Origin of the sequence: Pseudomonas sp. ML2-2023-3 (assembly GCF_037055275.1) — a bacterium.
GTDB lineage: Bacteria > Pseudomonadota > Gammaproteobacteria > Pseudomonadales > Pseudomonadaceae > Aquipseudomonas.
This window is the reverse complement of sequence record NZ_CP146343.1, coordinates 2,883,074-2,897,794: the sequence shown is the minus strand read 5'-3', so window position 1 is coordinate 2,897,794 and position 14,721 is coordinate 2,883,074. Positions and strand designations below refer to the sequence as shown.

Below are 14,721 nucleotides of genomic sequence, written 5' to 3'. Positions count from 1 at the left end.
CTGTGGGAGCGGGCTGGCTCGCGATACAGGCGCCTTGGTCTTTCAGTCAATGCGCGTCGTTGCCATCGCGGGCAAGCCCGCTCCCACAGGGTTGTGCCTACCGTTACTGGATCTTGTAGTGAAAGGTATTGCGCACCCCCGGTACGGTCACGGCCTGACCATCGATCAACCGCGGTTGATAACGGAATGTCGCCGCCGCCACCAGTGACGGCCGGATAAACGCGGGATGGCAGTTGCCTACCACTTTGGGGTTGTCGACCTTGCCTTGCGGGGTCACCGAATACTCGACCGTGCAATCACCCTCAATGCCCTTGTCCAGTGCCCGCTGCGGGTAATCCGGGGCTTGCTTGCTGATGGGCAGGTATTGGCGCACATCCGATGCCGCTGCCGCCTGTTGCGCTCGCCTGGCGTTATCTGCTGCCACACGGGCCTGCTGCTCCGACGCTTCGGCCAGCGCTCGCTGGCGCTGAACCTCAACCTGCGCGGCTTTTTGTTGTTCCACTTGCGCCTGTCTCTGCTCCTCCACACGTTTGCGCGCAAGCGCCGCCTGTTCCAGTTTGCGCGCCTGTAACTGCGGGTCCACTTTAGGCTTTACCACCTCGGGTTTTGCCTCAACCACCGGCGCAGGGGCTACCACCGGCAGCGGCTCGGGCGCAGGTGGCGCCGCAGGCATTTCGACGGGCAGCATCACCAGCCGGGTCTTCAGGGTCGACGGGGCGGGTTCCGGCAATGATTGCTCCATGCTCCAGCCCAGCACCAGAAAAGCCACCACGGCGCTGTGCAGGGCAACGCTCACCACCACGGCCTGGCTGTTGTGCCACAGCCGGGTCCAGGGCAACGGCGGTGCGGGCGCCAGCGCGCCATGCATCAACGCGGCACTCACTGCGGCGCCTCGGTCACCAGCCCCAGGTTGCTCACGCCACCTTGCTGCAGGGCCGCCATCGCCTTGACCACGCTGCCGTAACCCGCTTCGTTGTCGGCACGGATATACACCTGGGTGTCGCTGTTTTGCGCCACCACCTGACCGATCTTGGCTTGCAGCTCTTCAAGACTGACGGCACTGTCGGTCTGGTTTTTGGTGTCCAGTTCACTGCCCAGATTCCAGTAATAACCGCCCTCGGCCTTGACTGACAGCGTGAGGATTTTTTGCTGGTTGTCATTGACCAGGGCTTCGCTGGCGACTTTGGGCAGTTCGATTTTTACCCCCTGGGTCAACATGGGCGCGGTCACCATAAAAATCACCAGCAGCACCAGCATCACATCGATGTAAGGCACCACGTTCATTTCGGCCTTGGGCCCGTGTTTGCGCTGTGGTCGAGCAAGCATGTTCAAACTCCCTTTCAAGCGACGGCGGACATGTTCCGCGAACCGGCATGCAAGCTGCGGTACAAGCGCATCTGCACTTCGTTGCCCAGGCTGTAATAACGGGTCAGCAGGGTCTGGCCACGGGCCGAGAAGCGGTTATAGGCAATCACCGCCGGAATGGCTGCAAACAGGCCGATGGCCGTGGCGATCAGGGCTTCGGCAATGCCGGGGGCCACGGTGGACAACGTCGCCTGTTGCACCTGCGACAGGCCGATAAAGGAATTCATGATCCCCCACACGGTGCCAAACAGCCCGATGTAGGGGCTCACCGAGCCAACGGTCGCCAAAAACTGCAGGCCTTTTTCCAGGCGGATTTCCTGCTCGCTGATGGCCACATACAACGCACGCTCAACCCCTTGCATCACCCCTTCGGCATCCACGGCGGGCTGCTGCCTGAGCTGGGCGTACTCCGTGTACGCGGCGACAAACACCTGCTCGGCGCCCGCGTCTTCATGGCTGACATCGCGGCTTTCGCGGTACAGCGCATTCAGCTCACCCTGAGCCCTTAGCCGTTGCGCAAAGCTGTCCATGTCGCGCTCGCTGCGACGCAAAATGGCGCTGCGCCGCACAATCAGAAACCAGCTCAACAGCGAGGCCACCAACAGGGTCAGCATTACGCCTTTGACCAGCAAACTCGCGTCGCTGATCAGGCCCCAGATCGTCATGTGTTCCATGGTTGCGTGCATGTTGTTACTCCATTGATCCGCGATTGAAGGATTGAAAAGCATTCAGATGACCGGGTTATGGCAAGTGCAACGCATTGGCCACATCGCTCCAGGGGATGTTCTTGAAGTTCTGGGCTTGCTCGGGCATGCGTTTGCGGCCGTCCTGCACCACCAGCATGCCTTTGTTCCAAGGGCCACCGAGGTTGGCGGACGTCACATCCAGGCCATCGGTTTCCGACGCGCCATCGATGCCCGCTACAGCATTCACCCCAACCCGAAAAGCGCCACGCAGGGCGTAAGGCGGCTCGGCATCCACCACCACATAGCTGTCGTTGCCCTGGCTGGAGATCACCAGGTAGTTGTCTTTTTCGGTCTGATACAGGCCCATCCCCTCGATGTCGTCATGCACCTGCTCACCCACCCGGATCACGCTGGTCAGCGTTGCCGGCTGGTCGGGACTGGCATCCACCGCCCACACCGCCACATCCTCTTCACCGAGGAACAGCCGTTGATTGCGGTCGTCCGCCACGCAACCTTCGGGCTGGGTTTGCACCTTGAACTGGCGCACCAGTTCGCCGTCGACCGTGTTGCCTCTGGCGACCAGGCGGTGCTGCACAAAGGTGCCGTCCTTGTCGTTGGCAAAGCTGTAGATTTCCCCCGAGGGCGCCTTGAACAGGCACAGGCCGTAGATGTCCGAAACCGGCGTGGCAATCTCGCCCGCCTCCTGCAAGGTGCCAGTGGCGCGGTCGATGCTGAACACGCTCAGGCTGTTGTGATCGCGATTGGTCGCCACGGCCAGATCCACGGTGCGCCCGCCCAGCTCGAAGCCCGGGCGCACATCGACGTTATTCAGCCGCCCGACCGGCAGATGCTGCACACGCTTGCCCTGCAGGTCGTACACCTCAAGGCCCTGCTGCTTATTGGTGCCCAGCACACGGCTGAGGGCCGGTGTTTGCGGGTGAACCCAGATCGCCGGGTCATCCGCCGCATCGCCCTGACTCATCACGACCTCGGTTTGCACCGCAGGTTTTACGCTGACCAGCACAGGGGGCCGGCTGGCCGGTGTGGCTTTCCAGGCCAGTGAGCCTTCGTACAATTTGCTGCTGGCGCCGTCCTGCACCAGCAGTTGCAGACCCTGAGGCGTCTGGCGCAGGGCCAGGTGTTCAGGCTCGATCATCCCGTTCAGCGTCAGGCTGGCTACAGGTGACCAGCGTTTGCCCTGCTGCTGATACAGATTCAACTGCGCCGCTTGCGGGTCAAGCCCGAGCATCCCGCCCGGTACCAGCGCCATGGCCCCTGCACTTTTCTTCACATTGCCGAAGGGCTCGACCATCGCCACGGGCACGCGCTCAACATCGGCTTCTGCGTGCGCCGGGTAAGCCCACCAGCCGACATTTTCTTCGTTGACGAACAGGTTCTGTGCGCCATCGTCCACCTGACAAAACTTCGCCTGAGGCGGCAACGGCAGGCTGCGCACCAGCCGTGGTACGGGCAAACGCTGGCTGTCGGCAGCTACCAGCCACTGCTCGCCCTTGCCTTCTTCGCCCACGGTGAACAGGTAGATATTGCGTGCGTCATCCTGGTACAGGCACACCCCTTCAACCCCATAGTCACGGGCGGGCAAGTACGTCGGGGGTTGCCATTGATGGCTCTTGGGGTCGAGGCTGAACAGCGCCACTTGCTGCCTGTCCTTGTCGTGACTGGCTACCAGAACCTGATCCTCCAGTGCACGGCTGTCCAGCCCGGCAAAAGCCCCCGGTACCCGGCTCAGGGTTTTGCCCTCTTTGTCGAGCAGCAACACACCCTCGCGCTTGCTGACGGCCAGGCGTTCGTCCCCCGTGCCATTCGGCAAATAACTCAAGGCCTGGGCCTTGCTGGTGGACCATTGCTGCAATGCCGGAGCGGCCACTTCGGTAGCCGCCTGCACGCTGCCTGCGCCCAGGCACACCAGCAATGGCAGTAGTCGGGGTTTGCGTTTGAATACATGGGTCATGGGTCATGCAATCCATAAGAAGATGGGGTTAAAGCCTGGTCTGTAGTCGCTGCCGAAGGCTGCGAAAAAGCATCGCGCAGCTTTTGGAGAACGGGTTGCTCCGCAATACTTCGCAGCCTTCGGCAGCGACTACAGTGATTTGCCCAGCGCTTAGAAATGGGTGAAGGTCAGGCCTACGGAGTAGGTGGGGCCGTATTCTTCGTACTGGTTGTTGTAGCGACTGTTGCCGCTGTAGACGAAGTACGGCTGGTCCGTAAGGTTCTGGGCGTCGAACTTGATTTGCAGGTTTTTGGTCAGCGAGTAGCGGGCGCTGAAGTCGACAAACGTCTGGGCATCGACATGGGTGTCATGGGCCTTGTCGTTGACCCCCGCCAGTTCGTAGAGGTAGTCCGACTTGTAGTTGGCCGACAGGCGCAGGCTCAGCTTGTCGTCTTCCCAGCCGAGCATCAGGTTGCCGACGGTGTTGGACTGGTTCGGCAAATCAATATCGCGCTTGAGGCTTGCTCCGGTGGCTGCATCAACGCCCTTGATGCTGGCGCTGGAGCGGCTGAACGTGCTGTTGGCACCCAGGATCACGCCGTTCCAGGGCGCTGGCAGCCAGTCGAATTTTTGCGAGTAGGCCAGTTCCAGGCCGTAGAGCTTGGCGCTGTCGCCGTTGGCATAGCTGTGGGCCTCAGTGAAGTCGACCCACTCGCCACTGCCGGCAAGATCGTTGTTGTAGACGAAGTTCTTGATGTCTTTGTAGAAGAGGAACGCCGACACCGTGCCCGCCTGCCCCATGAAGTGCTCAATGCCCAGGTCGAAGTTGCTCGACTCAAGCGGTTTGAGGTTGGGGTTGCCGAACTCGGCCTTGTCATCCTCGATAACAAAACCCGGGGCCAGTTGGCCGAAGGTCGGACGCACCACGGTGTTGGTCCAGGCCGCACGCACCTGGGTGTTTTTCGCCAATTGATAGCGGGCATGCAGGCCGGGCAACCAGTGGTGGTAATCACGCTGGGTGTCCTGATCTTCGAAAACGCCATCGCGCGCACCCGTGCCCTTGGCTTCGAACTCGGTGCCTTCGTAGCGCATGCCGGCAATAAAGCGCCAGTCATCGATATCGACGGTGTTCATCAGGTAAGCCGCGTTGATGTCTTCGCGCATGGTGAAGTCATTGGCCCGCGAGTCTTGCTCGTTGTAGAAATCGTTGCGGTTCAAGCCGCCAATCAGATCCTTGATCGCACCGCCGCTGATGCCTGGTCCGAACCGGCCGAGGTTGTAGTGCAGGTTGCCCTTGTTGAACTGCTCGAGGCTGAGTTGCTCGTCACTGAAACCCAGATCCGAAAAGTCCTTGTAGGTCCAGGCATTGAGGTCATTGTCCTTGTTGCGACGGCTGACCTTGCCGCCGAATTTGACCTGGGAGGCATAGCCCTGCACGTCGTAGTCGCGGGCCAGGTCCAGGCGGATATTTTTCTCGGTGTCCTTGGTGTGTTGCTCTTGCCAGTCCACCTTGTCGAGGCTGAAATTGGCCGGGTCATAAAAGCCTGCGCCAATGATGGGCCGGGGTTTTTCGGTATCGTAGAACCCCCCTTCACCGATGCCGGAATTGCCTTTGAAGGTGGCCCCGGCAATGCCGCCCGGATTGTCTTCGCTGGATTCGCTGTAACCGGCCTGCCCGCTCAGGGTCCACAGGCCCATCATGCGTTCGCCGCCGAACACGTAGGACTGGATTTCCTGGGTTTCTTCGCGCTGTTTGAGCTTGCGCTTGGTCTTGGTCGGGCCCACTTCGCCTTCGGCCTGGGGGTCGGAAAATTCAAAACTGGTGGAGTTGCGGGTTTCGTTGTCTTCGAAGCGGCTGTACAGCGTGCGCAGGTACAGGCTGGTGTCGTCGTCGGGCTTGTAGTCGAAGTTGAGGCCGCCACCGGTGCGCTCGCGGCTGATCTCATACACCCGCTGCTCGAAGCTGTTCAGTCGTGCACCCTCGCTGAAGTCCCAGTCGCCGCCGGTCTCGACGTTGTCAGAGCGAAAGTCGCGCTTGTTCCAGCTCAACGCTGCGGCGACACCAAAGTTGTCGACGCCGTCGCCCAGGCTGAAACGGTCACTGATGGCTCCCGACACCTTGGGGCTGGTCTTGTGGCTGTTCTTGTTGTAGCCGGCCTCTGTGCTGCCCGTGTAGAACAGGCCCTTGTGGTCGAACGCGGACAGGCTCTGGACATCCACCGTGCCACCCAGGGAGTTGGCGTCCATGTCCGGGGTCAGGGTCTTGATCACCGACAGCGACTGCACCAGCTCCGAGGGCAACACGTCCAGGGCCACGGCACGACGGGCGCTTTCCGGGGACGGCACCAGCGTGCCGTTGATGGTCACACTGTTCAGGTCCGGCCCCAGGCCCCGCACGCTGACGAAACGGCCTTCGCCCTGATCCCGTTCAATGCTGATACCGGGCAGGCGTTGCACGGCCTCGGCGACGTTCGCGTCCGGCAACTGCGCCACGCCATCGGCATGCACCACGCTTTCAATGTTGTCCGAATTGCGCTGCTGCTTGAGCGCCTTGTCCAGGCTGACGGCCTGCCCGACCACTTCAACGTGTTCGGTGGCGCCGATACTCGATGCCTCGGCGGCGCTCAGGCGCTCACTGGCAATTGCCAGGGCCAATGCACTGACGGTAAAGCCGACCCACTGCGCCTTGCTGCGACACTTGTACATGTTTGTCCTCCCCCAAAATCGCCCATCAGGCCGGGCAAATGGCCCGACAACTTGGGAGCGAAAGCTAGGGTTGGTGGATGACAACGCTGTGACAGTGTTTGGCTAAAACCCCGAGACAGAGGCTTTTGAGCGGCACTTTGAAGGCAATTGAGCTGATATGACCCGCGTCAGCTACCCCGCACCCTGTGGGAGCGGGCTTGCTCGCGATAGCATCAACGCGGTGCAACTGAGCCACCCCGTCGCCTGCATCGCGAGCAAGCCCGCTTCCACGGTCAAACAGGGGAATGTTCAAGGTTTTTGCACGAGACACCTGAGCTGATTCGACCCGCACGCCCCGTCACACCGCTGTCACACACCTCTGTTCTGCTGACCGGCAATACGTTTTGGCAGAACTGAAATGACTTGGTTAAACGTTCTTAAACACCACCGCTACAAGCTCGGCCTGCTCCTGTTGGCGGCCAATCTTGCCGTACTGCTGAACCTGGCTTTTGGTACCCCAAAAACCTTCAGCGAGTGGCATTGGCTGGACATCATCGGCGAAGGGGGAACAGCCCTGTTCATGCTGTTCTGGCTGGGGCTGGTGCTTAAAAGCCGGCCCACCGGACGGGTCACCAACTACCTGGCCTACGGTCTGTGCTTCATGTTTTTCTCCTGGTGGATGGACGTGCTGGACGAGTTTGTCCGCCTGCCCAAGCACATCGGCTGGGATCACTGGCTGGAATCGGGGCCAATGCCCATCGGCATGATTTTGCTGACCATCGGCCTGTTCCACTGGCACCGTGAACAACAGGCGATCAACCAGCACATGGAGAAACGCGAGCGGGTGTTTCGCGAGCATCGGCTGTTCGACAAACTGACTCCCTTGGGCGGCGCCGAATACCTCAAGCGCCAAGTCAGCGAATGCCTCGTGCAAAGCCTTGAGCAGCAACAGCCGCTGTCACTGCTGGCGCTGGATATCGACGACTTTGCCGCGATCAACCGGCACTACGGGCACCCCGAAGGTGATGCCGTGCTGCAAGCCTTCAGCCAATTGCTCCTGCTCAACCTGCGCCGCCACGACCTGCTCTGCCGATTGGCCGGTGACCGCTTTGTCGTGCTGCTGCCCGGCACCGGAGAAAGTCAGGCCCGGTTGCTGGCCCTTGAGTTGCAACAGGCGGTTCAAAGCCTGGCCCACAAAACCCGGCAACATGGCGAGCGGGTCTATTTGTCGGCCAGTACCGCCGTGGTGATGGCCCTCGATGATGCACCTGATGAGTTGCTCAAGCGGCTGAATCTGGCGCTGGTGCGCGCCAAGCCGCCACGGAGTAAACGCGCATGACGCTCCATACCCGCTGGTACGAAGCGGACAGCCGTTTTATTGCCGGACATTACCAACCCGCCACTCTGATTGATCTGGCGCTATCACGGGACATCGACAGCCATCGCCTGCTGCGCGGTACCGGGCTGTTCTACGACGATATTGTGGCCGGCCAAACCCGCCTCAGTCCCCAGCAGTGCTTTGGCCTGATTGCCAACGCCCAGCGCTTGCTCGAAGCCGATGACAGCAGCTTCCTGTTTGGCCAACGCCTGTGGCCGGGGCACTACGGCCCGGCCAGCCACGCCCTGCAACAGGCGCAGAATCTGCATCAGGCCCTGGAAACCCTGATCCATCACCGCGCCCTGCTCAGCCCGCTGCTGACGCCGCGCCTGTTGCTGGACGACAAGTACGCCTACGTGTACTGGCTCGACAGTTGCGGGGCCCGGGAGCAATTGCGTTTTGTGCTGGAGGCCAGCATGACGGCGCTGATGGCGATGAGTCAGTGGCTCAGCGGCGAACGCCTGCCGTGGGAGTGCAGCTTCAGTCATCCAGAGCCGCGCTATGTGGAGCAATACTGGGTGCATCTGGGGGAAAACACCCAGTTCGGCTGCCAGCTGGACATGATGCGCCTGCCCCGCGAATACCTGACGCGGCCCTGGCCCAACGGCTCGGCCATTGCCCGGCAGGTGGCGTACCAGCAGGCCCAGGAGCAATTGCACAGCCTGGGCTTCAGCGCCAGCCTGCTGGATCGGTTGTATGTGTACTTGCGCAACAATGCGCAACACGCCCCGAGCCTTGAGCAGGCGGCGCAGCACTTTTCAATGAGCCAGGCCACCCTCAAGCGCAAACTGAACAAGCATGGCACGCACTTTCAGGCCCAGCAGGATCAAGCGCGCAAACACATGGCGCTGTACCTGTACCAGATCAAGGGGCTGAGTAACGAGGCCGTGGCCGAGCACCTCAACTTCAGCGACCCGGCAAACTTTCGCCGGGCGTTGAAGCGCTGGACGGGATGTACGCCCAATCTGATCCGGCAGTTTCTGGCGCTATAAGCCACCACCCAACCTGATGCGCGCAGGTGGATTGTGGGAGCGGATCCTTCGCGCAGTTACCCCGCCAGCTCACGCAACCTGGCCAACTCTTCAGCGCCCAGCGGGATGCCTTCGTCCAACGATTTCGCACGTTCGATAAAGCGACGGTCGCCGGGCATGCGCTCCAGGCCCACGGCGTGCATCTGACGCACCAGTTCTGCGCTGCGCAGGGCAAAGCTGTCGCCGCCGGATTTGCTCGGGTCGATCACGATCAGCAATTGGCCCGTCCACGGGGTTTGCGCACCCGGGTGTTTCGACCAGTCGAACTCAAACGAGAAGTTGCCACCCGTCAGCGCCGCCGCCAGCAATTCGACCATCATCGACAGCGCCGAACCCTTGTGCCCGCCAAATGGCAGCAAGGCACCGCCGTCAAGAATCGCTTTCGGGTCTTGAGTCGGCTCACCCTGTTTATCTACCCCCATACCGGCAGGCAACTGATGACCCTTGCGCGCGGCAATTTGCACATCGCCGTGGGCAATGGCGCTGGTAGCCAGGTCGAATACGATCGGATGACCCTCGGCGCGGGGGGCCGCAAAGGCAATCGGGTTGGTGCCAAACAGGGGCTTTTGCGCACCGTGGGGCACCACGCAGGTCATGCTGTTCACCACGCTCAACGCCACCAGACCTTCTTCGGCAAACGGTTCCACGTCCGGCCAAAGCGCAGCAAAGTGATGCGAGTTGCGAATCGCCAGTACCGCAATCCCGGCGTTGCGGGCTTTCTCGACCAGCAACTGACGGGCAGCAGCCAATGCAGGCTGGGCAAAGCCACCGGCAGCGTCCACGCGGATAAAGCCCGAGGCTACATCCTCTACGACCGGAACAGCCTGGCCATCGACCCAATTACTGGCCAGCGAAGACAGGTAGCCCGGAATGCGGAATACCCCGTGGCTATAAGAACCATCGCGCTGAGCCCGTGCGCAGTTGTCAGCCAACACCCGAGCAACCTGCGGCGAGGTGCCATGACGCTCGAAAATCCGTTGCAGCAAGGCGGTCAGTTCGACCAGGGAAAGCGACTGCGTAGAAGACATTCTGGCGCTCCAATCTGATTATTTTTGTCTGTGGCAAACTATCCTTGGGTGACAGTTCTCTGTCAATTGTTGACTTAATGACAGAAAACATTCACTTTCTGCAACGCGCTGAAATAAAAACAGGAAGCAGTCGTGAGCCAGCCGATTAAACAACGCCTTGAAAGCAGTCTGTCAACCGCCGCACCTTCGGGTCGGGCGATTGCCAGCTACATGCTGGCAAATCTTTACGAACTGCCCTTTCAGACCGCCGCCGACATCGCCAGCAAACTGGGGGTCAGCGAATCCAGTGTCGGGCGTTTTTGCCGCTCGCTGGGCTACAGCCATTTCAAGGATTTGAAAAACGATCTCAAGGACGACCTGGGCGATGGCCCGTGGCTTGTCGGTGATCGCTTGCAAGAATTCCGCCAGCAGTCGAGCCAGAGCCCCCAGGCGTTACCACGCAGTTTTGAGCTTGAAGTCGGCGCGCTGGTCAAGGTCTACGAATACAGCCTCACGCCGCAGTGGCGTGCGGTCAGTCAGCGCCTGGCCACTCGGCGCAAAGTGTTTGTCGCAGGGTTCCAGACCGAGCGCGGGATTGCCGCCTCCATGGTGCATTTGCTGCAATACCTGCGCGATGGCGTGCAACTGGTCGATGGCGCCGCCGGGCATTACGCCGACGTGCTGCTGTGCCCGCCCGCAGACTGTGCCCTGGTGGTGTTTGAAGCCCGACGCTACTCGCGCCACGCCCAGCTGTTGTGCCGCAAGGCACGTGAGGCCGGGATCGAGGTCACGCTGGTCACCGATACCTTCTGCGACTGGGCCGACCAGAGCGCCAATGAAGTGTTTCGCGTGCCCACCGAGTTCAACCTGTTCTGGGAATCCACCGCGGCCATGCTGTCGCTGGTGCATCTGCTGATCAATGAAGTGTGCAAACAACTGGGGCCGGACGTTGAGAAGCGTCTTGAGGCTACCGCGGCCTTACACAATGAGTTCGTGGGCTACACATCCTCACCCGGATCAAAACAATAAAACGAGGTGCTAGATGAAATACGTCATTCGCTTTGCAAGTGCATGTGCACTGGTGGCCGCCGTTGCAGCAAACGCGCACGCCGACACGCTGACTATCGCCACGGAAGGCGCCTACCCTCCCTTCAACACCACTAATTCGGACGGCACGGTGTCGGGCTTTGACGTCGACATCACCAACGCCCTGTGTGAACGCATGAATGCCCAGTGCAAGATCGTGGCCCAGGATTGGGACGGCATCATTCCGGGGCTGATGGCTAAAAAGTACGATGCCATCGTGGCGTCGATGATCGTGACCGATGAACGCAAAAAGAAAATCGCGTTCACCAATCACTACTACCGCACCCCGCTGTCGATTGCCGTGCCAAAAGACTCTGACATCACCGATGCCCAGATCAACTTCAAGGGCCGCACCATCGGTGCCCAGGGCGCAGCGACCCAAGGTATTTACGCCGAGGATCACTACGAGAAAGCCGGCGCCAAACTCAACCTGTACCCCACGCTTGACGAAGCCAACGCCGAACTGAAAAACGGCCGCGTCGATGCCGTCATTGCCGACAAATTCCCGCTGCTGGAATGGATCAACAAGGCCAGCGACGACTGCTGCAAAATCATCGGTGACGTTGACGGCACCAATGCCGACGCGGCAATTGCCGTGCGCCAGAACGATAACGTCCTGCGCGAGCGCTTCAACAAGGCGCTGGACGAAATCGTGGCCGACGGCACGTATAAAAAGATCTCCAGCAAGTACTTCGACTTCGACATTTACTGAGTCGCCCGCCTTCGTTTGAGGGCTCCCTGCCAATGACCCTGCCCCGCGCACCTGACGTGCGCGGCGGCTGAATTTCGGCCCAATTTTGCCCGGGGATTCGAGCATGCTCGATCAACTCTCACTTCTTTCTTTCGCCAGTGGCGGCTGGGGCTCGGCCCTGCTCGCAGGCGCCATGGTGACCATTGCCCTGGCCCTGAGCTGCCTGCCTATCGGTTTGCCACTGGGCCTGGCCGTGGCCGTGGCGGCACGTTCCAAAAACCGCTGGGTGCGGGCGTGGGCAACCACGTTCTCCACGGTTTTTCGTGGTTTGCCGGAATTGCTGACACTGCTGATCATTTACTACGGCTGCCAGATCGCCGCGCAAAAGATCCTCGCCATGATGGGCTACGACGCGCAGGTCACGATCAATACCTTCGTGGCCGCGATGGTCGCCTTCAGCCTGGTGTTTGCCGCCTTCTCCAGCGAGATCTGGCTGGGTGCGTTCAAAACCATCCCCAAGGGCCAGTTCGAAGCCGCATCGGCACTGGGCCTGAGCAAATTCACCACCTTTCGCAAAGTGGTGCTGCCACAACTGGCGCGCATCGCCCTGCCCGGCCTGTCCAACAACTGGCTGTCACTGCTCAAGGACACCTCGCTGGTGTCGACCATCTCCCTGGTGGACCTGATGCGCCAGACCAACCTGGCGGTCAGCGTGACCAAAGACCCGATGCTGTTCTACAGCGTCGCGTGCCTGGGCTATCTGTTTTTCTCGGCGATTTCCGGGCGGCTGTTTGCCTTCCTTGAACGCTACTTCAGCCGCCATCAACGGAGCGCGCAGCCATGAGTCTGGCGGATCTGCAAAACATGTTTCTCAACCCCGACCTGCTTGAACGCTATGGCCCGCGCTTTATCGACGGGCTGCTGGTGACGGGCAAGCTGGTGGCAATTTCGTTCACCCTGGGTGCCTTGCTTGGCTTGCTGATTGCCCTGGGGCGCTTGTCCAGCAACCGCTTTTTGCGCAGCTTTACCGGCGCCTACGTGTACTTCTTCCGTGGCTCGCCGCTGCTGGCCCAACTGTTTTTGCTGTATTACGGTCTGGGCTCGTTCAAGGGCTTCTGGCAAGACGTGGGCTTGTGGTGGTTTTTCCGCGATGCCTGGTTCTGCACCCTGCTGGCCTTCACCCTCAATACGGCGGCGTACCAGGCCGAAATCCTGCGCGGCAGCATCCTGTCCGTTGCCCAGGGCCAGCGTGAAGCCTGCAAGGCGCTGAACCTGTCGCGATGGACGGCCTTTCGCAAGATCATCCTGCCGCAATCGCTGCTGGTGGCCATCGGCCCTTTGGGAAATGAGCTGATCCTGATGATCAAGGCCAGTGCCATTGCCTCCCTGGTGACCATTTACGATTTGATGGGTGTTACCAAAATGGCGTTTTCGCGCAGCTTCGACTTCCAGATCTATCTGTGGGCTGCCGTGCTGTATCTGCTGATCGTGGAAGTGGTGCGACGCAGCCTGAAGTTGATCGAAGGCCGTCTCGGCCGCCATTTGCAGTAAGCCCATTGTTCGGGCTGCGAACACGGCCCCTGTTTAAGGATTTGTTTATGCACTGCGACACTATCGTTCTGGGGGCCGGCATCGTCGGCGTCAGTACCGCGTTGCAACTCCAGGCCCGCGGGCGCAGCGTCGTGCTGCTCGACCGCGCAGCGCCTGGCAGCGGCACCAGCCACGGCAATGCCGGGCTGATCGAACGCGCCAGCGTTATCCCCTACTCGTTCCCCCGTGAAATTTCGCGCTTGCTGCGCTATGGCCTCAATCAGCAATCCGATGTGCGCTACAGCCTCAAGCACCTGCCAAAGGCCGGGCCGTGGCTGTTGAAATACTGGCAGCAGTCCGGCCCCAAGGAACTGGCCAAGGCCACCCGGGCCATGCTGCCGCTGATTGAAAAATGTGTGACCGAGCACGACCTGCTGGCTGAGCCGGCGGGTATGACCGAGCTGATTGACGACAGCGGCTGGATCGAGGTGTATCGCACCCAGGCCGACTTCGACAAAGCCCAGCGTGACGCCGCCGCCCTGAGCGAATACCAGCTCAACTATCGGGTGCTCGGCGAGCAGCAAGTCCACGCCCTGGAGCCGGGCCTGCACACCGATGTCATCGGCGGCATTCACTGGCTGGACCCCAAGACCGTCAGCGATCCGGGTGGCCTGACCCGTGGCTACGCCGAACTGTTCATCAAGCGCGGCGGCACCTTTGTGACCGGCAATGCCACCAGCCTGCGGGCAACGGCCGGGCAATGGCAGGTTGAAAGCCAGAAAGGGCTGATCGTCGGCAATGAAGTGGTGGTTGCACTCGGCCCACAGGCACGGGACATCTTCGAGCCCCTGGGCTATCGCATTCCCTTGGCGATCAAGCGCGGCTACCACATGCATTACGCGGCCAGGGACGGCCAGACCATGCAGCATCCAATCCTCGATTCGGTGGGGGGTTACGTGCTGGCGCCGATGGTGGGCGGCATCCGACTGACCACCGGCATCGAGTTCGCCGACAGCGATGACCCGATCAACGAGATCCAGTTGCGCCGCTGCGAAGAGCGGGCCCAGCGCCTGTATCCATTGGGTGAACGTGTGGATGCCGAGCCCTGGCTCGGCCGACGCCCGTGCCTGCCGGACATGTGCCCGGTCATCGGGCCTGGCAGTCGCCACAAGGGCCTGTGGTTCAACTTTGGCCACGCCCACCACGGCCTGACCCTGGGCCCGGTCAGCGGGCGCCTGTTGGCCGAGATGATGACCGGCGAAAGGCCTTTCACCGACCCTGCGCCCTACAGCGCCGAACGTTTTCACTGAT

13 protein-coding genes are annotated in these 14,721 nt (G+C 60.9%); 7 read left to right on the top strand and 6 right to left on the bottom strand.

The features are described 5' to 3' along the window. Window positions 1-103 precede the first annotated feature (103 nt). The 5 genes from V6P94_RS13425 to V6P94_RS13405 all read right to left on the bottom strand — a co-directional run bounded on the left by V6P94_RS13425 (window position 104) and on the right by V6P94_RS13405 (window position 6,708). Window positions 104-883: a TonB family protein gene (locus tag V6P94_RS13425; protein WP_338646927.1), complete on the bottom strand. Its 780-nt coding sequence runs from the start codon at window positions 881-883 to the stop codon at window positions 104-106. Then, a complete protein-coding gene (gene tolR / locus V6P94_RS13420) occupies window positions 880-1,326 on the bottom strand; it encodes a protein TolR (RefSeq protein WP_338646924.1) in 447 nt (148 codons plus the stop codon). Before tolR ends, V6P94_RS13425 begins: the two co-directional genes overlap by 4 nt. A 14-nt stretch (window positions 1,327-1,340) precedes the next feature. Beyond that, complete coding sequence (gene tolQ / locus V6P94_RS13415) at window positions 1,341-2,051, bottom strand: protein TolQ (protein ID WP_133079388.1); 711 nt, start codon at window positions 2,049-2,051, stop codon at window positions 1,341-1,343. A 55-nt stretch (window positions 2,052-2,106) separates the two neighbouring features. Beyond that, window positions 2,107-4,023, bottom strand: coding sequence for a phytase (locus V6P94_RS13410; RefSeq protein WP_338646921.1), 1,917 nt, complete (start codon window positions 4,021-4,023; stop codon window positions 2,107-2,109). 150 nt (window positions 4,024-4,173) lie between these two features. Then, window positions 4,174-6,708, bottom strand: a complete 2,535-nt coding sequence (locus tag V6P94_RS13405; protein WP_338646919.1) for a TonB-dependent receptor — start codon at window positions 6,706-6,708, stop codon at window positions 4,174-4,176. A 397-nt stretch (window positions 6,709-7,105) separates the two neighbouring features. Between V6P94_RS13405 and V6P94_RS13400 the strand changes: the two genes are divergently transcribed. Continuing rightward, complete coding sequence (locus V6P94_RS13400; protein ID WP_338646916.1) at window positions 7,106-8,026, top strand: GGDEF domain-containing protein; 921 nt, start codon at window positions 7,106-7,108, stop codon at window positions 8,024-8,026. Beyond that, the gene (locus V6P94_RS13395) at window positions 8,023-9,057 is read left to right on the top strand and encodes an AraC family transcriptional regulator ligand-binding domain-containing protein (RefSeq protein ID WP_338646914.1); all 1,035 of its coding nucleotides are present in this window, start codon (window positions 8,023-8,025) and stop codon (window positions 9,055-9,057) included. The genes V6P94_RS13400 and V6P94_RS13395 overlap by 4 nt, the downstream gene beginning before the upstream one ends. Before the next feature lie 56 nt (window positions 9,058-9,113). Here V6P94_RS13395 and V6P94_RS13390 read toward each other — a convergent pair whose 3' ends face one another. After that, window positions 9,114-10,124: an Ldh family oxidoreductase gene (locus V6P94_RS13390; RefSeq protein WP_219261350.1), complete on the bottom strand. Its 1,011-nt coding sequence runs from the start codon at window positions 10,122-10,124 to the stop codon at window positions 9,114-9,116. Window positions 10,125-10,256: 132 nt separating this feature from the next. Here V6P94_RS13390 and V6P94_RS13385 point away from each other — a divergent pair, with 132 nt between their 5' ends. From V6P94_RS13385 to V6P94_RS13365, 5 genes are all read left to right on the top strand, one after another. Further along, window positions 10,257-11,132 (top strand): MurR/RpiR family transcriptional regulator, encoded by an 876-nt coding sequence (locus V6P94_RS13385; RefSeq protein WP_133079396.1) that lies wholly within the window; start codon window positions 10,257-10,259, stop codon window positions 11,130-11,132. Window positions 11,133-11,145: 13 nt separating this feature from the next. Further along, window positions 11,146-11,901, top strand: coding sequence for a transporter substrate-binding domain-containing protein (locus V6P94_RS13380; RefSeq protein ID WP_133079397.1), 756 nt, complete (start codon window positions 11,146-11,148; stop codon window positions 11,899-11,901). Between the two features lie 103 nt (window positions 11,902-12,004). Next, window positions 12,005-12,724, top strand: a complete 720-nt coding sequence (locus V6P94_RS13375) for an ABC transporter permease (RefSeq protein ID WP_046810349.1) — start codon at window positions 12,005-12,007, stop codon at window positions 12,722-12,724. Continuing rightward, on the top strand, window positions 12,721-13,431 hold the full coding sequence (locus V6P94_RS13370) for an ABC transporter permease (RefSeq protein WP_133079398.1): 711 nt from the start codon (window positions 12,721-12,723) through the stop codon (window positions 13,429-13,431). Before V6P94_RS13375 ends, V6P94_RS13370 begins: the two co-directional genes overlap by 4 nt. Before the next feature lie 47 nt (window positions 13,432-13,478). Continuing rightward, a complete protein-coding gene (locus V6P94_RS13365; RefSeq protein ID WP_338646906.1) occupies window positions 13,479-14,720 on the top strand; it encodes an FAD-dependent oxidoreductase in 1,242 nt (413 codons plus the stop codon). The last annotated feature ends 1 nt before the right edge of the window (window position 14,721 follow it).